Origin of the sequence: Hyphomonas sp. (assembly GCF_040882205.1) — a bacterium.
GTDB lineage: Bacteria > Pseudomonadota > Alphaproteobacteria > Caulobacterales > Hyphomonadaceae > Hyphomonas.
Genome location: NZ_JBBEBT010000079.1, coordinates 19,419 through 38,924 on the forward strand (window position 1 = coordinate 19,419; position 19,506 = coordinate 38,924).

Sequence of the window (19,506 nt, forward strand, 5' to 3'; positions counted from 1 at the left end):
TCGAATTTTTCCTTTCGCATTGCATACCTGCGATGGCGCCTTATAGCCGCTTACTGCCTGAATAGGACATGAATTTCGTATGGAATTGCGTTCACTTTGAGGCTTTGGCCAGCCGGGCCATATAGAAGGCATCACAGTCGCGAGAGGGGCCCGGCAAGGTCAGCACATCGCCTTCGGGGGTGAGGCAATCCTCGAAACCGGGGCATTCGGCGGCCGAAACAGGCACGCGGACGAGAATTCCGTTGGCGAGCGCCGCATTCACCACATCGCGCCCTTCGGCGGCGAGGGGCGAGCAGACACAGTAGATGAGCGTGCCGCCCGGGGTCAGCATGCCCGCGGCGCTGGCCAGCAGGCGGGCCTGCACAGCAGGGAAGCGCGCGACATCGGCCTCGGTCTTGATCCAGGCGCCTTCAGGGTGGCGGCGAAGCGTGCCGAGGGCGGAGCAGGGGGCGTCCAGCAGGACCTTGTCGAACGCCCGCTCGGGCAGGAAGGCCTCGCCCTCGGCGACGATGACTTCTGCAGTGAGGCCGGTGCGAGCGAGGTTCTCGTGCAGGCGCTCGAGGCGGGGGGCAGAGCGGTCGAGCGCGGTAACGCTCGCACCTGTGGCGGCGAGCTGCAGCGTCTTGCCGCCGGGCGCGGCGCAAAGGTCCAGCACGCGCTCGCCGGGTTTGGCAGCAAGGAGTTTGGCGGGCAGGGCGGCGGCCTGATCCTGCACCCACCATTGCCCCTCTGCAAAGCCGGGAAGCTCCTCAACCGCGCCGGTGGGCGCCTCGACGGAGCCGGAGGCAAGTAGCGGGCCGCCGATCAGGGCAGCGAGCGCGGCGGGGGCTTTCGCGGCGGTGAGGTGGAGCGCGGGTTCAGCGCGCTGGGCCTCTGCGAGGGCGCGGGCGCCGTCGCTGCCCAGACTGTCTATGAGCTGGGCGCGCAACCATGCGGGCCAGATGTTTTCGGCGGGCAGTGTCTCGCCGGGCGGGGTTGCCTCCGAGACGCGGCGCAACGCGGCGTTGAGGAAGCTGCCGCCGGAGCGGGCGCCGCGCGTCAGGCGGGCAGCGTCGACAGTGGCATTGACGGCAGCATGGGGCGCCACATCCAGGAACCAGACCTGCGCCGCGCCGGCGCGGATGAGCGCGCGGATCTCGATGCCCGTGGCCGAGAGCGGGCGCGAGAGGAAAGGCTGCACAGTGGCATCGATCCAGCCGAGATGGCGCAGCGCTGAGTAGGCAATGGCGCGGGCGAAGCCGCGGTCTGAGCCTTCCAGCGCATTATAGGTGTCCGATAGCGTCATTGCCTCGTCGAGCGTGCGGCGCTTGTCGAGCGTCAGATGCAGGAGTTCGGCAGCGGCGAGCCGGGATTCGGCGCCGCTCACGAGGAGGGGCCAATCAGCACAGGGCCTTTCACGATCAACCCCATGGGCCAGCCGCGCGGCGCGGGGCCGCCTGCGTTTCACGCACCGAGGAGACGCCCATTTCGCCGGCCATGCGGCGGAGGGCCTCGACCCGGTTGGCGGTGGACGGGTGTGTCGAGAAGAAATTGTCCGGACCGCGCCCGTTCAGCGGGTTGGAGATGTAAATGTGCGCCATCGCGGGCGAGCGCTCCGCATACGGATTGATCTGGGCGCGGGCGCCGCGCTCGATCTTTTCCAGCGCCGAGGCGAGCCAGAGCGGGTTGCCGCAGATCTCGGCGCCGCGCTTGTCGGCGACATATTCGCGTGAGCGGCTGATCGCCATCTGCACGAGGCCGGCGGCAAGCGGCGCGAGGATCATGATGGCGATGCCGGCGACGGGATTGGCGCGGCCTTCGGAATCGCGGGGCCCAAAGAACATGGCGAAGTTCGCCAGCATGCCGATGGCGCCGGCCAGGGTGGCGGTGACGGTCATGGTCAGAGTGTCGCGGTTCTGCACATGGGCGAGTTCATGTGCCATGACGCCGGCGACTTCCTCGCGTGTCAGCATGCTGAGCAGGCCCGTCGTGGCGGCGACGGCGGCATTGCTGGGATCGCGGCCGGTGGCGAAGGCGTTCGGCTGGGGCGTGTCGATGATGTAGACTTTCGGCTCAGGCAGGCCGGCGCGCTCGGCCAGGAGCGCGACATCCTGGCGGAAGGCGCGCAGCATCTGGTTGCCGGTGTCGAGGGGCACTTCCTTGGCGCCCTGCATCTTCAGGACAATCTTGTCCGAGTTCCACCAGGCGAACACGTTCATGCCTGCCGCGACCACGAAGGCGATGATCATGCCGGTGGTCCCACCGACCATGAAGCCGATGCCGACGAACAGCGCGGTCATCATTGAAAGCAGGACGAAGGTCTTTGCGGTGCCCATGGGCGGTCGGTTACTCCAGTTGGTTGCGGCGTTTTAGAAATGCCGGGCGGACAATGGCTCCGGGAAAGCCTATATGGGAAATCGTAAACGGAACGGGAAGAGCCCTATGGCCGATGACGATGCTGTGAACTCAGCCGAAGAAGCGGCGCGCCGCGCGGCGCTGCCGGAAGCGGCAAGGCGGGCGCTGGAAGAGGCAGACGCGCGCAAGGCGGCGGACGCGGCGCTGCCGGAGGGCGAGCGCGGCGGGCCGAAGGGCGTTGAGCCGACGCGCTACGGGGACTGGGAGCGCAAGGGGATCGCGTATGATTTCTGAGGGCGCAAAAAAGCAAAGTCCGGGCCGCCTGCTGGGCGGCCCGGATCGGGCAAGACCTGGTTTGTGATGAAGGCCAGCAGGTCGGCGTCGATCAGGTCTGGGTGCGTGGCGGATAGGCCGGGCGAGCGCCTTTCTACTCTGGGATCGTAACAAACAGTCGGTCAGCGCGCTGTCCGGCCAACTGGAACTGGAAGCCAGCACGCTGACGCAGCTGCTGAAACGGCCGGAGACTGACGGCTATCTCCGGCGCGCGCGCAATCCGGGAGACGAACGCCAGGTGCTGATCGGGCTTACGGACAAAGGCCGTGAGCTGAGGAGCCTTGCCGGCGGCGTCAGCACAAACCTCGCGGCGCTGTCAGGCATGACCGCAGGCCAATTGCAGGCGCTCAACGAGGCTATTCGCGGCCTGCATGACCGGCTGGTCAGCCAGGCATCGGATGAGACCATGTGACGTCGATCGAGTTTGTCCGGTTTCGATCGGGCGGCTGCTGGTTTCTTCGCAACGGAGCAGGGCGGTCTTGTCCGGCGCGAAATGTGCTGAGCGATCACACCGCCCTGTGGTCGATCAGGCTTTTCGCGCCGGAGAGGATGGCTTCTTGCGCCGTGCGAGCCTGCCAGCCGAGGACGCGCCTCGCTTTGTCGCTGGAGATGTGACGTTCGCGGCCGATTTCAGGGATGATCTGACGGGCGGGTGGATTGACCATGGCGATCAGCTTGACCATCCAGCCGGGAATGTCCTTTGAGGGCACTTTCGAGCGATAGGCTGGCAGGTGCTCACGCAGGACGGCGGCGACTTCGGCAAACCACATGAACCGGTCGCCGACGAGGAAGCGCTCGCCGGCAGCGGCAGGATTGGTCATCGCCAGCACATGCGCGGCGGCGACATCGCGCACGTCGACGATCACGAAGCCGACGCGCGGGGTGCCGGGCAGCTTGCCGGAGAGAAGCTGGGTGAGGATTTCGACCGAGGCGGAGAAGTCCCCGCTCATCACCGGGCCGAGCACGGCAGCAGGGTTTATGGTGGTCAGCTCGAGGCCCTTGCCCTCACCGTTCACATATTCCCAGGCGGCGCGTTCGGCGATCGTCTTCGAGCGGGTATAGGGGGTCGTGTCGCCGGTCTCGGCATCCTTCGACCAGTGTTCTTCGGTCACCGGGTTCGGGCGCTTGTCGCCCCAGCCATAGGCGCAGGCGGCCATGGAGGAAGTCATCACGACGCGCTTCACGCCTGCCGCCTTCGCAGCCTTCAGCACGCGCAGGGCGCCGTCGCGGGCAGGCACGATCAGTTCGTCGGCATCTTTCGGCACACTGCTGGGGATGGGGGAGGCGATATGCTGGATATAATCCATGCCCTCAGCCGCTTCGCGCCACCCTGCATCGCTGGACAGGTCGGCCGCGCGGATGGCAATGCGGATATCGCGGCCCGCATAGGCGCTGAGTGTCTTGTTGAGGGCGTTAGCCTTGGACGCGGAACGGGCCGTTCCGGTCACGTCATGGCCGGCTTCGAGCAATTGGTGGATGACATGCCCGGCGATGAAGCCGGTCGCGCCGGTGACAAGAACCTTGGCCATTGAACCCTCCCATGGTTTAGTAAACACTAAACGATTTGTTTGGTGTTCACAAGGGGATAGCGAGCGGAGGAGGGCGCCATTCCTTTTCGCTGCTCATCGCGCGAAAGCCGGGATCTGGACCGGTGGTTTGCCCTGCCCGATCCCCGCTTTTGTGCTCTGGTCTCAGCGGTTTTCTTAAAGCGGTTTGGGCGGCAGGACCGGCTTTTTCTGGTTCGTCACATGCTCGCGCCAGGTAATGTAGAGGGTCGAGACGACGATGATGCCGGCGCCGGCCCAGACGAAGGGGCCGGGCAGGGCGCGGATCATCACCCAGTCGGCCGCCGCGCCCATCGGCAGGCGCAGATAGTCCATTGGTGAGAGGAACGAAGCGTCTCCGATCGACATGCCCTTGATGAAGCAGAACTGCGCCACGACCCCGAAGAAGGCCATCGCGAGGATCAGGGCCCATTCGGCAAGGCTGGGCGAGGCCCAGACCGCGAGGGCGGCCGGAAGGATGAAGATGGACGAGAGCAGGTTCGCCCAGATCAGGAGGGCGAGCGGCGAGTGCACGCCGGTCAGCGATTTGACCAGCACGATGGTGAAGGCGAAACAGAGCGAGGACAGGATCGCGAACAGGCTGCCAATATTGAAGTGCGTACCGCCGCCGGTGCCGAGGAGGGCGGGCACAGCGGTCATCACGAGCACGCCGATGAAGCCGGCGATGACGGCGGTGGTTCGGTGTACGCCGACTTTCTCGTGCAGCAGGAAGACCGCAAGCAGCGTGACGAACAGAGGCCGCGTGAAGCTGAGCGCGTTGAATTCCGCGAGCGGGAGTTCGAACACCGGCCAGATGGCGATGAGGCCGAACACGAAGCCCGCCGAGCCGATCAGGCTTCGGGTGACGAGGGCGCCGAAGCGGGCGGTGTGGATTTTTACTTTCAGGAGCCAGATCAGCGGAGAGGCCAGAAGGAAGGCGAAGAAGCTGCGCCAGAAGGCGAGAAAGACCGGGTGGATGTCGGCGGTGATTTCCTTGGCGAGGGCCAGATGCAGCGTGTAGCCTGCGCCGGAGACGATCATCCAGAGCGCGCCCTGAAGATTGCCCGGCAGGGGCTGGCGCCGTATTGAAGGGGAGGGGCCCATGCTCATGCCGAACTTTTCACCCGAGGAAATCGACGAGATCGACCGGCTGTGGCGCGCCCTGCCGGTGAGCCATATGTGGACCGGTTGGGCAGCGGCGGGTGAGCGTCCGGAGACCGTCTGGATATTCCTTACACTGACACACTGGCGGCGGTTTCCCCTGACGCGGACCCGTGCAGGCTACGCCCTCAGCGATGACCGGGGCAACGTCTTTCGGGAAGGTGCGACCCTGCAGGACCTGCTGCTCGCCGTCGAAGAGGTGGCGCAACCAGACGGCGCCGCTCAGGACTGAGCGGCTGCGGCCTGCGCGAGGCGCAGCTGCTCGGCCTGTTCCGGCGTGATGCCGAGCGCGTCGAGCACGGGGCTGCTGGCCGTCTCGTCCCAGCTATGACGCGGGCCGACCGTGATGCCGCCATCGACGAGGAACTCGCCCCCGGTGATGAAGCCTGCCGCGTCGGAGGCCAGGAAGGCCGCCATCTCGGCGATGTCGGTGCCCTTGCCGGTGCGCCCGGCGGGCTGGATGCGTCCGCCGCCCTGCGCCAGCATTTCGGCCATCTGGTCGGCCTGCTCACGCGAAAGACCGAGCGAGGCGCCGAAGATCGAAGTGGCGATGAAGCCGGGCAGGATCGCGTTGACGCGGATCTTGTATTTGGAGAGTTCGGCAGCGGCGAGCTTCGAGAAGTGGGCGACGCCCTTCTTGGCGACCGAATAGGTGATTGGGGCGTAACCAGCTGAGACCGCGCTGATCGAGGAGGTGTTGATGATCGCGCCGCCCTTGGCCTTCATGTGCGGGACGGCGAACTTGGTGCCGGCGAAGACCTGCTTCAGGAGGAGGTTCATGGTCTGGTCGTAGCCGTCGAGATCAAGTTCCTCGACCGAGGTGGGCGTGCCGCCATGGCCGGCATTGTTCCACACGATATCGAGCGAACCAAAGGCGGCCGGGGCGGCGTCCATGATGGCTTTCAGCTCGTCCATGCTGGTCACGTCGCAATGCACGAAGCGGACCTTGTCCTTGCCGAAGCGCGTCTCGAGGGCGCGGCCCTTCTCGTCCTGGATATCGCCCGCGATGACCTTCGCGCCAGCGGCCACAAACACCTCGACGCCCGCGAGACCGATACCGCTCGCGGCGCCGGTGATGACGGCGACTTTGCCCGTAAGATCTGCCATGTGTGTTCCTCCCGTTTTAAGCGATATGCGCCGCCTTTCCGCAAGGGGCGTCAAGCGCAAAGGTGACGGAGGCGTCAGCTTCTGTCTTTCCGGACCAGCATCTTTAGGGCGATAAAAAATCTTCTATTGATGGAACCAGAGAGAGCGTTTCGGGTTCCTCACATGCTGCCTGTCGCAGTCCGGGATCGCTGTGATGGAGGGCCCCTAAGCTTTCAAGCAGTTGGCCAGGGCATGATCTCATTCCAACCCAGCGTTCTTCGCTACACGACGGTCCTGGAAGGCGCGTTCCAGCACCTCAAACGCGCGGTGATCCGTGACCGTCAGCATGCCGGTCAAGCAGGCGCACGCCGGTTTTGACGCTGCCGCATTCGATGATCTCCTTTATGCAGCGCGCCAGTTCAGCAAGCGGGACCCGTCTCTGGCGCGCAGCCGGATGGTCTATGAAAGCGACGACGAAGACGTCCGCCGCAGGGCCTGAAGGCCAGGCGCTTAAAGGCGCTACTTCTTCTTCAGCGCGAACCGAGAGACAAAGATCCCGTCCAGGACACGCTTCGGCAGGCGGGTCGGGATCGTGAAGTTGGTCAGCTTGTTTGGCACCGGGGCGTAGCGCGCCTTGGGATTGCGCGAGCAAAGCGCCGTTTCGATCACCTCAGCGATCTGTTTCGGTAAAAGGCCGGTGCGGCCGCCGTTCAGCATCGCCTCCTCGAATATTTTAAGCGGCGCGCCATAGTCGGTGCCGGCATAGGGGCCTTCGGAATTGTCCTTCTCGGCCTTGTCCCAGATCGGTGTACGCACCGAGCCCGGGCCGATGGCGATGGCGTCGATGCCGTAGAGCGCGAGTTCGCGGCGCAGCGTGTCGGTCATCGCCTCGTTGGCATGCTTGGTGGCCGTATAGGCGCCGAGGAAGGGCGAGGCGATGCGCCCGCCGACGGACGTGATGGTGACGATGCGGCCCGGCGGGCCCTCGCGCGCGCGATCGCTGCCGAGCAGAGGCACGAAGGCCTGCGTGACGCGCAGCATGCCGAAGACGTTGACCGCGAAGTGGGCCTCGAACTCGGCCAGGGGCTGCAGAGCCAGCGGGCCCATCTTGGCGATCCCGGCATTATTGACGAGGCCGGTGAGGCGGCGCTTGCCAAGCGCCCTGGAGATCGCGGCGACAGCAGCGGCGACCTGTTCGGGGCGGGTGACATCCAGGATGATCGGGCGCAGGTCCCCGGCCGCGCCGTCCTTCAGCGCGATGCCGTCAGATTCGGAACGCACGCCTGCAAACACAGTGAAGCCCTGTTCGGACAGGTGATGGGCGGCCGCATGGCCGATACCGGTCGAGGCGCCGGTTATCAGGACGCAGCGGGCGAAAGCGGGATCTGTGATCTCGGTCATGTTCACCTATACTTTCGGCGCGGCGTTTTAGTTGCCAGGTTTCTGGCCGCCGCCTTCAATCACGGTGAGACGGGGCTTCGTGCGGCGCAGCGGGGTGACATTTCCTGCGCTGGCGAGGCCTTCGGCCGGCACGAGGGCGGGGCGCGTTCTTGGCGGCGGGCGCGCTGGGTCAGGCAGCGGCGTGTCTCCGGTCTCGATCTCCGGCTGCGGACGCGGTGGACGGTCTTTTGCGCCCATCGGTTTGCGCGCCGTCAGGCCTTTTGACGCCTTGCCGCGGGCCTTCTTGTCGATCTCGCGCAGCTTCGCCTGCTGGAGGCCGGACAACGCCTCGCCGTCCGAGCCTTTCGCCGGGTCGGAGAAAGCCGAGCCGAATTTCTCGATGCGGCCCTCGACCTCTTCGAGGAAGGCAGCCTCCCAGTCGGACAGCGCAGGGCCAAGGCCCTGCTTGGCAAGCTACGCCGCCCGGCGCAGCTTTCGCAGCGCAGCGCGTTTCTTGCGCTCGTCAACCTCCCTGGCCATGGCGGATACCTAAGGCGATTTGCACAGCGCCTGCAATCTCACATCTCGCCGAGGGCGATCAGGTAGGTTTCGAGGATCATTTCCTGTTCGTCGCGTTCAGCCTTCTCGATCTTCCGTAGGCGGATGACCGTACGCAGCGCTTTGGTGTCGAACCCGATGGCCTTGGCCTCGCCGTAGACTTCCTTGATCTGCTCGGCGACTTCTTTCTTTTCTTCCTCAAGCCGCTCGATCTTGGCGACGGTCTGGCGGAGTTTTTCCCGGGTGGTTTCGTCGATCTTGGTGATCTCGGCATTGTCAGCCATGGCGTATCCTTTCCGGGGGTGTGTCTGGCGAAGGCGAGGCTCTTAGCGGGTCTCTGCGCCAAGCGCCAGACGCCGGATGGCATCTGAGACGGCTTCGCCTTCGCCGTGATGCGGCATGTGGCCTTCGTCCGGCAGGATGACCAGTTCCAGAGCGACCTGTTTCTTCAGTTCGCCGACATGCAGTTTCGGTGAAAGGACCGTGTCCTGGCTGCCGGAGAAGACGATGATCGGCACCTTCAGCTCCGGGTAGCGGGCCGATTGGGCGCCGAGTTCTGCCTGCAGCGCTTGCACATCCCGCGCATTGGCGCGGAAGTTCGACGGGCGGAAGAGCAGTCCAAGGGCGGAGTTCTCGTAATAGCCATCCGGGGCAGGGGCGGGTCTGAACACCGAGTCGATGCCGCCTTTTACCTGCGCCGGGCCGGCAAGCGGCAGGAGCTGGCTAAACATCGGGCCGATCACTGGCGGCGCGGCGAGCGTGTTGTACCAGGCGGTGGCGCCATCGCCCCAGTCATGTGTCACCGGCGCCAGCAGCACGAGGCCGGAGACGAGGTCTGGCCGGTCGAGCGCGACGCGCAGCGCAACGGCGCCGCCAAAGGAGTGGCCGACGATGACTGCCTTCTCGCCGGGTGCCAGCTGGTCCAGCACGCCGGCCATCTGGCGGGCCTGCGCCGCGAGGGTCTCAGCCTCGTCGAAGCGCTGCGAATAGCCATGCCCCGGCCGGTCTGCCATGAGTAGGCGCATCCCGGGAGACAGGCGCGGCGCAAGCGTCCAGTCGAACTCGCGCGCATTGGCACTGGCGCCGTGGATCATCAGCACGGCAGGGCCGGACGTGCCTTGCCGGATGACGTGGACAGACTTGCCGCCGACCTCCAGCATCTCGCCTTCGGCGGGATAGGAGCGCTCGACCTTTGAGGTATACGCCATGCTGGTCACGCACGCGCCGAGGCCCAGCGCGGAGACCGTCGCCAAAATCACCGTGATCATGCGTTTCATAGCTCCTGGCCCTCGGCGGCCTTGGAAAGCCGGCCCGCCGCCGCGCGGGCCTGCGGCATCAGCGGATAGATTGAGAGCGCTTCGCGGTAGCTTGAAAGGGCTTGCTTCGCCCCGCCGAGATTTTCCAGCATCACGCCCATGCCGAGCCAGGCGCCGAAATGGCGCGGCTCCAGCTTCAGGGCCTCGTTGAGATCACGGAAGGCTTCAGGATAGTTCTCCTTCGCAAGAAAGAGGCCGGCGCGCCGATGGTAGGCCTCGGCATAGTCCGGCTTCATGAGGATCGCGCGGTCCAGAAGTTCATGCGCGGTGTCTGTGTCTTCGTACTCCACCGCTTCCGCCGCGCGCTGCATCAAGAGGTCGACCGTGGGCGAGCCGGATTCCAGCCAGGTCGCCCAGATGTCGGCGGCGACATCTGCGGCCTCGGCCTCTTGCGTCGCGGCCTTCAGCTTCGCGAACATCTCTTCTGTAGGCGCGGCATGCGCTGCGGGCGCGAGGGCGATGAGAAGGGCCGCGAGAAGGTGCTTCAGCATGGCGTTCAATATGGCGCGGGCGCGGGGGCGCGGCAATGTCCGCACTCAGATGCCTAGATCAGGCCTTCCAGGATCAACGCGCGCTCGAGGCCGGCCGATCCGCGGAAGAGGTGCGTGCGAAAGCCGAGCGCATCAGCGGTGGCAACGTTCCTCGGCGTGTCGTCGATGAACAGGACCTCGTCGGGCGAGGCGCCGCCCATCCGGGAGAGGGTATAGTGAAAGATTTTTGGGTCCGGCTTCACCAGCTTGATCTCGCCGGAGACCACGACCTCGCGGAAGCGCGACAGGACCGGGAAGGCGGCGCGCACCTCGGGCCAGACTTCGGCCGGCATGTTGGAGAGGGCAAACAGCGGGCAGCCCCGGCCGGCGAGGCTCTCGACGACCCGCTCGCTGCCGGCGATGCATCCGTCGAACATGTCCATGAACCGGGCGTGCCAGGCGCGGATCTGGCGCTCGTATTGAGGAAATTTAACAATCAGTTCGGCGCCATTGTCCGCGAAGCTTACGCCCGCGTCATGGCGCGTATGCCAGTCCATTGTGCAGACGGTCTGCAGGAACCGGTCGCACTCGGCGCAATCCGTGAAGATCTGGCGATAGAGGCGGGCCGGTGACCAGTCCAGGATCACCCCACCAAGGTCGAACAGGGCGATCCGGGCGGCCATTCTGGCGCCTCAATGCCTGTTCATCAGAGGCTCAGCCTTGCTTTGCTTTGAAGCGCGGGTCAGTCTTGTTGATGACGTAAACCCGGCCTTTACGGCGCACGATCTTGCAGTCGCGGTGGCGCGACTTCAGCGATTTGAGAGACGAACGGACTTTCATGGGTCTGGCCTGGTACGTTTAGGAATTGGGAAAGCGAAGCGCGTAATGAATCCGGATAGCCGAGTCAAGGACGAGTGCTGCACCCCGCAGCCAGAAACAGGGATCGCCGCCATGGTTATTGCAGGTTGGGCCCGCTCCAAATGGATGCTGACGGCGGCCGTATGCGGCCTTCTCGCCTCCTGCGCCAATGGCCCGCCGACCACGCCCTCGCCCAAACCCGGCACCCAGCAGCCCCCGGCGCCCGAAACCGGACCGGTGCGCTATGCCCCCTCCGGCCATGCCGCGATGGACGCCTGGCGCGACGATTTCTCCGCCCGCGCCATCGGAGCAGGGCATGACCGGGCGTTGGTGAAATCATTATTAGAGGGCATCCGGCCCCTGCCGCTCTGGCTCGGTAGCGACGTGCAGGCTGCCACAGCACCAAGCTCTCAGGCTGAATTTGCCAAGCCGATCTGGGACTATCTGAAAGTCCCGATGGGCCAGACGCGAATTTCTTCCGGGCAGGCGAAACTCGCCGCCCTCAGCCCCACGCTCGGCGCCATCGAGGCAAAGTACGGCGTCGACCGGCAGGCCGTGCTCGCGATCTGGGGCATGGAGACCAGCTATGGCAGCTTCATGGGCAATGACGACGCCGCCAACGCGCTCGCCAACATGGCGGTCGAAGGCCGCCGCCGGAAATTCGCCGAGGACGAGCTCTATGCCCTGATGACCATTGTCGAGCGCGGCTATGCCAGGCGCAGTGAGCTTGGCGCCGGCTGGGCGGGCGCGATGGGCCACACCCAGTTCATGCCCTCGACCTATATCGCCCATGCGGTGGACTTTGACGGCGACGGCCGCCGAGATGTCTGGAAAAGCGAGGCAGACGCGCTGGCCTCTGCCGCCAATTACCTTGCCCGCTCCGGATACGTGAAAGGCCAGCTCTGGGGCCTCGAAGTGGCCCTGCCGGAAGGGTTCGATTACAGCCTCGCGGATGGCAGCGAGCGCCGGATGGAAACCTGGGTCGCGGCCGGCCTCACGCCGATCACCGGCGGCCAGTTCGAGACCGGCGGCGCCGAGTTTGGCGAGCTCTGGGTGCCCGCCGGGCACCAGGGACCGAAATACCTGTTGTTCAAGAACTTCAACGTCTACAAGACCTATAACCGTGCCGATTCCTATGCCTTCGCCGTGGGCCTCTCCGGCGACGCAATCGTGGGCAAGACCGGCACGCTGACGCCCTGGCCGACGCACCTTGCGCCGCTCAGCGTCGCCGAGATCCGCGACATGCAGCAGGCGCTGAACGACCGGGGCTTCGACGCCGGCGCGGTCGACGGCATCGCCGGGCGCCGCACCAGGCTCGCCGTGCAGGCCTTCCAGAAAACGCTTGGCCAGGTCGCTGACGGCTACCCGGCGAAGCGCGTACTGGAAGCCTTGCAGGCGCTGGGCGCGAGCGGGGCGGAGATTAACTGAGGGCGACGCTCGACAGGAGCGGCGGGAGTTCGCCGGAAAGCGACATCAATCGATCTCACCCCTTATACGATCTCCACGGGATAGAGGCGGTGCCCGCGCTTGATGCGATAGGTCTCAAAATCGTTTCGATCCAACGTAAAGACTCTGCGGGTGCCGAGCGTTTCAGCGGCGGTGATGACCGATGCATCCGCCAGATCCATGGGGTGATCCCGGTATGTCCCCATCAATTCGAAGGCTCGCATCGTCTCTTCATGGGACCCATAGTGAACACTCATTCCGCCTTCGGCAATAAAGCTCCTCAGAGCTTCAGAGCCGCGGCTGTCGGGCCCCAGTATGTGAAAAGCTTCAGTCAAAACCGGTAAGGTTGTTACTGTCGGCAGCCTGATAGCCGAGAGCCTCCGACGACAATCTGCATGTTGTTCTTCTTTCGGGTCGAACAGAGCGACGAGCGGTCCAGTATCTACGAGAATCATTTTTTGTGCTTGCGCAGAATGGCTGCGCGCGCGGCTTCCCGTGATTTCGAAGCCGGTCCGCTCGAATAGCCGCCGGGACCGAGCTCCAGTCGGGAATAGACCTCGTAAGCCTCGGTCGTCGGCGCCTTTGCGAGCGTCTCCTCAAGCAGGCGTACACCCTCCTTGAGCACATCAGAGACCGTCCATCCCGTTTTGCGCTGGATTCGCTCCAGGCGTGCCTCATCCTCCGGACCCATGCGCAGGGTTTTTGTGGCCATTTAAATTCTCCGATTAGTAATACTGAATGTATTACGAACTTTCCCTTCGATCAAGTGCCTGGCGCAAAGATTGGCAGGCGCCTCTCGCATTCGAATTGCCTGCTCAACCTGCAACATTGCGAGTGCAATGCACAACTCAGCTTGCTACCACCGTGTTTTGATCAGTACAGGACCGCGCGGACCTTGCGGCACGCAGTGATCGACTGATGCCGGAGCGTTCTGATCTTCGACCCAGGCACTCGCATTCCGCCATCAGTTCAAACTATCAATCCCATCTGCAATCATCTTTCGCAATTGTGACCGGCAGGATCGGGCCAACTTGGCTCTGACAGTCTCAGGCCGTGACCGGCAAGGTCGATCCAATCGCGCCGTCCGAAACCCTCACCCCCGCCAGGCGGGTCATCGCCGATAACGGTCACTGATACAGCACTGCCGCACCAGTGCTCGCAGACGGGAAAAATCTACCTGTCCCACGACTGACAGCGGTTCAAACGGATCGGGCCACCTCTGCTGCAGAGCTTCCCCATTATCCTTGCTTCAAGCTGCCCAAAATGTTAAACTAGTTGAAAGTTTTAGTTGAAATGGACGATGCCATGATCACAGTCGGCGCTTTTGAGGCCAAAACTCATCTTTCCGCATTGCTCGACAAGGTTGCGGCGGGCGAAGAAGTGCTGATCACAAAGCACGGGAAGGCGATCGCGCGCCTGGTCAGGGCCGAAGACGCCGCCCGCGAGGACCTGGACGCTGTCATCGCGAAGATGAAGTCGCTGCGGGCTGGAACAACCCTCGCATCTGATTGGAAAGCCCTGAGGAACGAGGGGCGGCGGTGAGCGCCCTGGTCCTGGACTGTTCCCTCGCCATGGCCTGGTGTTTTGAAGATGAAGCGAGCGCAGCGGCCGATGCCATTCTGGAGCGTGTGCGCGACGACGGCGCTCTCGTCCCTGCTCTGTGGGTCTGGGAGGTAGCGAATGTTTTGACGCTGGCAGCAAGGCGCGGGCGCATCGGCGGCGGCGATGTGGCGGCGCGGCTGGCGCTCATGACGGCACTACCCATTCGCGTTGACGATGAGGGGGTCGCCCGTGCGTGGCGTGAAACCGCGTTGCTCGCGCAGGCCGAAACGTTGACGGTGTATGACGCCGCTTATCTGGAGCTGGCCTTGCGCCTCGGCGCAGAGCTTGCCACGCTGGATACTGAACTGCGCAGCGCCGCCGGCCGGGTCGGCGTAAGAGTTCTGCCGTGACAAACTTCCTACTGTCCTGGAATCCCTGGTGATCTGGCGGACGCCAGGATCTTCGCCAGACCGTTCGGCGCATGGATTTCCGACAAGGGCCGCAACTAGACCGCCGGGCGATTATTCTGCAACATAGTTTGCCGCCTTGAAGAAGTTCCAGCATTCGCCTGGCGTGAACATGCTGCAGATGTCCCTGATGACGTTCTTTCGCAAATGAATCGTGATTGCCTGTTCTGCCGGGGCGAAGGCCGTGACGATCCTCGCGATCTTCTGTGGCGGACAGGACTACGAGCGTTTGCTTCGGGAGTAGCAGCTCACCACAAGGCAGGAATGGGCCAAATCCCGCCTTTCGCCTCAAGCGCCACCCTCAATCCTCCCCCTCGCGAGCCTCCCCCAGTCCGTCTTTCATGCCGAAGCGGGCGTAGAAGAACATCGCGAGCAGCATCAGGGCGCAGAGCAGGAAGGGCAGGTCCCGGCTGACATATTCGTACACGAACAATCCGAACAGCGGTGTCACGATATAGCCCATGCCATTGGCCGAGATCACGAGGCCCGCGACATTGCCCTGCAGCTGCGGCGGCACGGCGAGCGAAGCGCCGCTGGAAAAGCCCGGCCGGGCGAGGCCTTGCCCCAGGCCGATCATGAACTGGGAAAGGATCAGCATCGCATAATTACTCGCGAAGATCATTAGCACCGCGCCCATCAGCAGCGGCACGCAGCCCACCCACATCAGCGTCTTGTTGCGCAGGTGCAGGCGCGGGATCAGCACGAGCTGCGCCAGCAGCACGGCGACGGCGCCGACCGTGAAGGCCGGGCCGGTATAGGCCGCGGCCTCGCGCCCCGTGACGCCCATCTTATCCATCACGGCGAACACGAAAACCTGCGTCAGCACGCCGGTTACCAGCGACAGGCAGACCGCATAAATCAGGAAGGGCAGCACCTTCTCGGTGCGCCAGAGATGCTTTCCGGCGGCTTCTGCCTCGATGCGCACGGCGTCGGCTACCGGCGCGCGGGTTTCCGGCAGGCGGAACCAGATGACGGCGGCCATGATGCCGGCCAGCGCCGCCGTGAACAAGGCAGGGGAGAGGATGCCCGCGACCGCTGCCAGCGCGGCGGCAAAGGCCGGGCCGATCACCGTGCCGACGCTGAAGCCGGAGGAGAGGAAGGCTATCTCGCTTTGCCGTTCGGCCTTGCTGGTGCGGTCCGCCACATAGGCCTGTGCGGCGGGGTTGGCGGCCGAGCCGAGCAGGCCGAACAGGCTGCGCGCGAGGCAGAGACAGATGAAAATGGCGACGACATTGGTCATGATGCCAGCCAGCGCCAGCGTGCCGGTCAGCCAGAGCAGGAACATCGAAACGGAATAGCCGCCAAGCCCGATGGCGGCGATGCGGCGGCGGCCCCAGGTGTTGGAGGCCTTGCCCCAGAAAGGCGAAGTGATTGACCAGAGCAGGGCCGACAGCGAGAAGACGGCGCCCGCCATCCAGTCCGGCATCGCCATCTCGCGGGTCAGCTGCGGCAGCACGGCCGCCAGCAGCATCGTGTTTCCGGCGCCGATCGCCATCAACGCAAAAAACAGCATGATGAACGCGTTGCGCCTGTCCGGCCTCGGTTGATCGGGAAGGCTTTCAGTCTCACCAGCCATCAGGTTTCTTCCCGCCAGCCGGATCAAATGTCCAGACCGGAAACCAGGGCGTGGTGAAACGCCGCCTTAAGATGGGGGTGTCAGGGTGAAGGCTGCGATCCTGGGAGAGATCTTTTCGTGCTGCAGATTGCCGGTCTTGTCATCGTGTTGCTGCTGGTCGGCGGCGGGCTGGTAGTCACCGGCGGCCCGGCGACGATGGAAGCGTTGCCGTTTGAGCTGGCGCTGATCGGCGGCGCGGCCTTCGGCACGGTGCTGATCGGTAATTCACCGGACGTGGCGCGCGAGGCCTTTGCCGGTTTCGGCCGCGCCTTCCGGGGCGCGCGATGGACAAAGGCAGACTATGGCGACCTCTTCACACTGCTCGGCGCGCTGATGCGGAAAGCCAGGCGCGGCGGCTTCGTCGCCATCGAGGCCGACATCGAGAAACCGGAAGGCTCCGCGATCTTTCAGGCCGCTCCGCGCATCCTTGAGGATGCCTGCGCACGCGCGCTGATCTGTGACGCTTTCCGCCTGATGGCGCTCGACCTCTCCGATCCCGCCCGCGCCGACCAGCGCATGGAGCAGGCAATCTATGCCCAGCTCGACCGGCGCCTGAAAGCCGTGGGCGCACTCAACACGCTGGCCGATGCGCTGCCGGCCCTCGGCATCGTCGCTGCCGTGCTCGGCATCATCCGCACCATGGGCGCCATCGATCAGGACCCTGCTATCCTCGGGGCGATGATCGGCGCCGCTCTGCTTGGCACCTTCCTCGGCGTCTTCCTCGCTTACGGCCTCGTCGGGCCAATCGCGGCGCGCTACGCGCAGATCGTCGAGGAGGAAGCCGGCTTTCTCGACACCGTGCGCAGCGTCATACGCAGCTATGGTGAGGGCCTCGCGCCCGCGCTGGCAGTCGAACTTGCCCGCACCGCCGTGCCGCCGCGCCTGCAGCCGGAGCCGGCCACTGCGCCGGCGGCGCGCCTCCACCGCGCGGCCTGATCCTGTCCGGGTCTGGCGGGTTTGATGCCTCCGGCGATCCGGTCTAGCCTTGTTGTGTTCCTCAATAAGCAAGGCCCGCGCATGTCCCGCTTCCAGCACCTGATCCAGACCGTCGAGACCTACCAGAAGCTGGTCGAGGAGAACTATTCCCGCATCCGCCGCCTCGCCGAGGATGTGCGCGCGGGCCTGTGCGACTATATCGGCGCGCCGGACGGGGTCTGCGTGCATCTGGTGCCACCCACCGGGGCCTTCGAGCCGCGCGCCTATGGCGACGCGGCCTTCTCGATCCCGCCACGCGGCTTTCGCCCGCTTGGCCCGGTCTCGTTCGGTCTGGCATTCCGCGTATCGAAACAGGCCGATTGGCTGCGCCTGAAGTTCGAGTGCCGCAAGACCGGCGAGGCGTTTGTCGTCGGCATCGAGGACGGCGCCGAGTACACGTTCAGCCTGCCGGTCGAAGAGCAGGATTCCGAGCCGTTTTACGCCCACATCTTCCAGTACATTCTCGGTTGGTTCCAGGAGAATATCGAAAGCTACCAGGAGGGCGCATACGGCACACGGGCTATCGGGTTCGATTTTCTGGGTGAACCCAGCCTGCTTGCCACGCCATCAGAGTCCTGAATAAGTATTTTGAACTTAAAATTCAGCTATCTGGGTATGGTTCAGGGATTCTCCTTACACGCGATAAAAATATTTTTGCGGCACACGCACAAAAATCGTCTTGACACGGATTATTCGCCGGCGGCCTGGAGCTCGGTCCCGTGCAGGCGCAGCCAGGCCCGCTGACGCTGCCAATCCGGGCAGCAACGGGCCACCAGGGCCCAGAATTTTGCCGAGTGGTTCATTTCCTTCAGGTGGGCGCATTCATGCGCCGCCACGTAGTCCAGAACCTCCGGCGGCGCCATGATTAACCGCCAGGAAAAGGACAGCTGGCCGTCTGCCGTGCACGAGCCCCAGCGCGAGCGCGTATCCTTGACCGAAATGCCAGCATTGGTAACCCGAAGGGTCTCGCAATGGCGGGTTGCCGCGCGCGTCAACTCGGCCTTCGCCTGCTTCTTCAGGAAGCGCACGACCCGGGAATGGGTCGTCTCCGGATCCCCTGGAACCGAGAGGATACGGGGGTTTCCGGGGTAAAGACGGGCAATCCGGCCTTCCCCCTCGAGGGTGATCTGGCAGTCGTCGCCCTTATACTGGATGGTTTCGCCATCCTCGAACAGAGTGATCTCCGGCAGGTGCTGCAGGCGCGATGAAATCCAGTCCACCCGCTCGGCCGCAAAGGCGGCGGCCGCCTCGATCTGGCGCGAGGTGGGGGCCACGGCCACCGCTTCGCGGCGGCGCTCGTCCAGGCGGATGATCAGACGCCGCGCCTTGGCGTTAACCTCAAGGCGCACCTTCACCCGGTGACCACCGGGAGCGCGCAAGGTCATGGTCTGGCCATCATTGAAACGCATGTGTACAACACCTGTCAGGTCGTCTGCGACCCACACCAATTGAGGGACCAAATATGAAGTATCTGCTCACGGGCATGATCGCGCTTACATTGCTTACGGGCTGTGGGCAGAAAGACAAGTTAGGCGGAAACGCGACTCCCGCCTCAGTTGTATTCAGCGCTGACGACCTTCCGGAAGTCTCGCTTCGAAAAGGAGACTCAGCTACCGCTGGCGCGGCTCTCTCCGCGCTCTCCCTAGCTGAGTCCGGCGCAGGCCGTGTCAGCTTCGCCGACAGCAATGTCAGCGGCGACAAGGCCGTCTTCAACAACATTACCCTCTCGGCCCCGGAACTGGCCAGCGAAGGCGCCGAGGCGAGCCCCTCGGACGCCGAACTGGCTGAAATCTTAGGCTATATGGACTTTGACGGTGACGGCGTTGCCGATGACGGCTCGGGCACCACGATCGATTCGCTGCGCGCCGAAATGCAGGTCCCGGCCTCTGCGCCGTCCGCCCCGCCGGTCGTGAAGGCAGCCAGGCTCGAGTTCGACGGCCTCGGCGTGTTCGACGGCGTTGCCAACTTCGCCCTGATGAAGCTGACGGACGTCACCATCACCCCCGCCGAAGGTTCGGAAGACCAGAGCACCGGCAAGATCAACTCGATCGAACTCGTGAACCCCTCGCCGGAAACCGCCGCCTGGGTCGCCAGCCTTCTCGGCAAGGGTGAGCCTGCGCCGTTTCCGGAAGGCACCGCCCTGTCGTTTGACCGTTGGCTGGTCAATGGCGTGAACTTCAACGTCGCCGATGCCAGCGGCACCGGCCTCTTCACGGTCGGTTCGATGCACATCTCCGACCTGAAGGAAGAGAAGGCCGGCCTGTTGGGCCTGTCGAACCTGAAGTTCGACTTCGCAGAAGCCGCCGGCTCCGACGTCAAGATCTCGCTTGAAGGCTTCGGCGTGAAGGGCATCAATTACGGTCTCTTCAGCGACGCGGTCAGCGCCGGCGCCGCCGGCGGCGCCGGCGCCCCCGCCGCCCT

Annotated in this window: 26 protein-coding genes; 10 read left to right on the forward strand and 16 right to left on the reverse strand. The window is 64.5% G+C overall.

The window, feature by feature from the left end; all coding sequences use genetic code 11:
• Positions 1-91: 91 nt before the first annotated feature.
• Together WEA77_RS03445 and htpX are read right to left on the reverse strand one after the other, a co-directional pair.
• On the reverse strand, positions 92-1,366 hold the full coding sequence (locus WEA77_RS03445) for an RsmB/NOP family class I SAM-dependent RNA methyltransferase (RefSeq protein ID WP_368066465.1): 1,275 nt from the start codon (positions 1,364-1,366) through the stop codon (positions 92-94).
• Positions 1,367-1,400: 34 nt separating this feature from the next.
• The gene (htpX, locus tag WEA77_RS03450) at positions 1,401-2,315 is read right to left on the reverse strand and encodes a zinc metalloprotease HtpX (RefSeq protein WP_368066466.1); all 915 of its coding nucleotides are present in this window, start codon (positions 2,313-2,315) and stop codon (positions 1,401-1,403) included.
• 106 nt (positions 2,316-2,421) lie between these two features.
• Here htpX and WEA77_RS03455 point away from each other — a divergent pair, with 106 nt between their 5' ends.
• Together WEA77_RS03455 and WEA77_RS03460 are read left to right on the forward strand one after the other, a co-directional pair.
• A complete protein-coding gene (locus tag WEA77_RS03455) occupies positions 2,422-2,628 on the forward strand; it encodes a DUF1674 domain-containing protein (RefSeq protein WP_368066467.1) in 207 nt (68 codons plus the stop codon).
• A gap of 112 nt (positions 2,629-2,740) precedes the next feature.
• Positions 2,741-3,079 carry a MarR family winged helix-turn-helix transcriptional regulator gene (locus WEA77_RS03460; RefSeq protein WP_368066489.1) on the forward strand — a complete coding sequence of 113 codons (339 nt, stop codon included), beginning with the start codon at positions 2,741-2,743 and terminating at the stop codon, positions 3,077-3,079.
• A 94-nt stretch (positions 3,080-3,173) separates the two neighbouring features.
• Here WEA77_RS03460 and WEA77_RS03465 read toward each other — a convergent pair whose 3' ends face one another.
• Together WEA77_RS03465 and WEA77_RS03470 are read right to left on the reverse strand one after the other, a co-directional pair.
• Complete coding sequence (locus WEA77_RS03465; RefSeq protein WP_368066468.1) at positions 3,174-4,196, reverse strand: SDR family oxidoreductase; 1,023 nt, start codon at positions 4,194-4,196, stop codon at positions 3,174-3,176.
• 174 nt (positions 4,197-4,370) lie between these two features.
• Complete coding sequence (locus tag WEA77_RS03470; RefSeq protein WP_368066469.1) at positions 4,371-5,321, reverse strand: DMT family transporter; 951 nt, start codon at positions 5,319-5,321, stop codon at positions 4,371-4,373.
• Here WEA77_RS03470 and WEA77_RS03475 point away from each other — a divergent pair.
• Positions 5,314-5,604 carry a hypothetical protein gene (locus WEA77_RS03475; protein ID WP_368066470.1) on the forward strand — a complete coding sequence of 97 codons (291 nt, stop codon included), beginning with the start codon at positions 5,314-5,316 and terminating at the stop codon, positions 5,602-5,604. The two genes, WEA77_RS03470 and WEA77_RS03475, sit on opposite strands and share 8 nt — an antisense overlap.
• Here the strand turns inward: WEA77_RS03475 and WEA77_RS03480 are convergent.
• Positions 5,595-6,479: an SDR family NAD(P)-dependent oxidoreductase gene (locus WEA77_RS03480; protein ID WP_368066471.1), complete on the reverse strand. Its 885-nt coding sequence runs from the start codon at positions 6,477-6,479 to the stop codon at positions 5,595-5,597. The two genes, WEA77_RS03475 and WEA77_RS03480, sit on opposite strands and share 10 nt — an antisense overlap.
• Positions 6,480-6,792: 313 nt before the next feature.
• Here WEA77_RS03480 and WEA77_RS03485 point away from each other — a divergent pair, with 313 nt between their 5' ends.
• Positions 6,793-6,957, forward strand: a complete 165-nt coding sequence (locus WEA77_RS03485) for a hypothetical protein (RefSeq protein ID WP_368066472.1) — start codon at positions 6,793-6,795, stop codon at positions 6,955-6,957.
• Positions 6,958-6,977: 20 nt separating this feature from the next.
• Here WEA77_RS03485 and WEA77_RS03490 read toward each other — a convergent pair whose 3' ends face one another.
• From WEA77_RS03490 to ykgO, 7 genes are all read right to left on the reverse strand, one after another.
• Positions 6,978-7,859: an SDR family NAD(P)-dependent oxidoreductase gene (locus WEA77_RS03490; RefSeq protein WP_368066473.1), complete on the reverse strand. Its 882-nt coding sequence runs from the start codon at positions 7,857-7,859 to the stop codon at positions 6,978-6,980.
• Between the two features lie 27 nt (positions 7,860-7,886).
• Positions 7,887-8,183 carry a hypothetical protein gene (locus WEA77_RS03495; RefSeq protein WP_368066474.1) on the reverse strand — a complete coding sequence of 99 codons (297 nt, stop codon included), beginning with the start codon at positions 8,181-8,183 and terminating at the stop codon, positions 7,887-7,889.
• A 233-nt stretch (positions 8,184-8,416) separates the two neighbouring features.
• Positions 8,417-8,680 (reverse strand): DUF2312 domain-containing protein, encoded by a 264-nt coding sequence (locus WEA77_RS03500; protein WP_368066475.1) that lies wholly within the window; start codon positions 8,678-8,680, stop codon positions 8,417-8,419.
• A 42-nt stretch (positions 8,681-8,722) separates the two neighbouring features.
• On the reverse strand, positions 8,723-9,664 hold the full coding sequence (locus WEA77_RS03505; protein ID WP_368066476.1) for an alpha/beta fold hydrolase: 942 nt from the start codon (positions 9,662-9,664) through the stop codon (positions 8,723-8,725).
• A gap of 5 nt (positions 9,665-9,669) precedes the next feature.
• On the reverse strand, positions 9,670-10,203 hold the full coding sequence (locus WEA77_RS03510; RefSeq protein WP_368066477.1) for a tetratricopeptide repeat protein: 534 nt from the start codon (positions 10,201-10,203) through the stop codon (positions 9,670-9,672).
• 53 nt (positions 10,204-10,256) lie between these two features.
• Positions 10,257-10,865, reverse strand: a complete 609-nt coding sequence (locus tag WEA77_RS03515) for an HAD family hydrolase (protein WP_368066478.1) — start codon at positions 10,863-10,865, stop codon at positions 10,257-10,259.
• Positions 10,866-10,896: 31 nt separating this feature from the next.
• Complete coding sequence (gene ykgO, locus WEA77_RS03520) at positions 10,897-11,022, reverse strand: type B 50S ribosomal protein L36 (protein ID WP_011648318.1); 126 nt, start codon at positions 11,020-11,022, stop codon at positions 10,897-10,899.
• Between the two features lie 111 nt (positions 11,023-11,133).
• Between ykgO and WEA77_RS03525 the strand changes: the two genes are divergently transcribed.
• Positions 11,134-12,468 carry a lytic murein transglycosylase gene (locus WEA77_RS03525; protein ID WP_368066479.1) on the forward strand — a complete coding sequence of 445 codons (1,335 nt, stop codon included), beginning with the start codon at positions 11,134-11,136 and terminating at the stop codon, positions 12,466-12,468.
• Positions 12,469-12,530: 62 nt separating this feature from the next.
• Here WEA77_RS03525 and WEA77_RS03530 read toward each other — a convergent pair whose 3' ends face one another.
• A complete protein-coding gene (locus WEA77_RS03530; RefSeq protein WP_368066480.1) occupies positions 12,531-12,941 on the reverse strand; it encodes a type II toxin-antitoxin system VapC family toxin in 411 nt (136 codons plus the stop codon).
• Positions 12,938-13,198, reverse strand: coding sequence for a hypothetical protein (locus WEA77_RS03535; RefSeq protein WP_368066481.1), 261 nt, complete (start codon positions 13,196-13,198; stop codon positions 12,938-12,940). The genes WEA77_RS03530 and WEA77_RS03535 overlap by 4 nt, the downstream gene beginning before the upstream one ends.
• Before the next feature lie 593 nt (positions 13,199-13,791).
• Between WEA77_RS03535 and WEA77_RS03540 the strand changes: the two genes are divergently transcribed.
• The gene (locus WEA77_RS03540) at positions 13,792-14,028 is read left to right on the forward strand and encodes a type II toxin-antitoxin system Phd/YefM family antitoxin (protein ID WP_368066482.1); all 237 of its coding nucleotides are present in this window, start codon (positions 13,792-13,794) and stop codon (positions 14,026-14,028) included.
• Positions 14,025-14,438 (forward strand): type II toxin-antitoxin system VapC family toxin, encoded by a 414-nt coding sequence (locus tag WEA77_RS03545; protein ID WP_368066483.1) that lies wholly within the window; start codon positions 14,025-14,027, stop codon positions 14,436-14,438. The genes WEA77_RS03540 and WEA77_RS03545 overlap by 4 nt, the downstream gene beginning before the upstream one ends.
• A 358-nt stretch (positions 14,439-14,796) precedes the next feature.
• On the opposite strand, the gene WEA77_RS03550 is transcribed toward WEA77_RS03545, so the two are convergent.
• Positions 14,797-16,071 (reverse strand): MFS transporter, encoded by a 1,275-nt coding sequence (locus WEA77_RS03550; RefSeq protein WP_368066484.1) that lies wholly within the window; start codon positions 16,069-16,071, stop codon positions 14,797-14,799.
• A gap of 117 nt (positions 16,072-16,188) precedes the next feature.
• On the opposite strand from WEA77_RS03550, the gene WEA77_RS03555 reads away from it, so the two are divergent.
• Together WEA77_RS03555 and WEA77_RS03560 are read left to right on the forward strand one after the other, a co-directional pair.
• Positions 16,189-17,046 carry a motility-associated protein gene (locus WEA77_RS03555; protein ID WP_368066485.1) on the forward strand — a complete coding sequence of 286 codons (858 nt, stop codon included), beginning with the start codon at positions 16,189-16,191 and terminating at the stop codon, positions 17,044-17,046.
• Positions 17,047-17,127: 81 nt separating this feature from the next.
• Positions 17,128-17,664, forward strand: coding sequence for a hypothetical protein (locus tag WEA77_RS03560; RefSeq protein WP_368066486.1), 537 nt, complete (start codon positions 17,128-17,130; stop codon positions 17,662-17,664).
• A 110-nt stretch (positions 17,665-17,774) separates the two neighbouring features.
• On the opposite strand, the gene WEA77_RS03565 is transcribed toward WEA77_RS03560, so the two are convergent.
• A complete protein-coding gene (locus WEA77_RS03565; protein WP_368066487.1) occupies positions 17,775-18,494 on the reverse strand; it encodes a M48 family metallopeptidase in 720 nt (239 codons plus the stop codon).
• A gap of 53 nt (positions 18,495-18,547) precedes the next feature.
• On the opposite strand from WEA77_RS03565, the gene WEA77_RS03570 reads away from it, so the two are divergent.
• Positions 18,548-19,506 (forward strand): hypothetical protein (locus WEA77_RS03570; protein WP_368066488.1); only part of this gene is annotated, 959 nt, incomplete at its 3' end.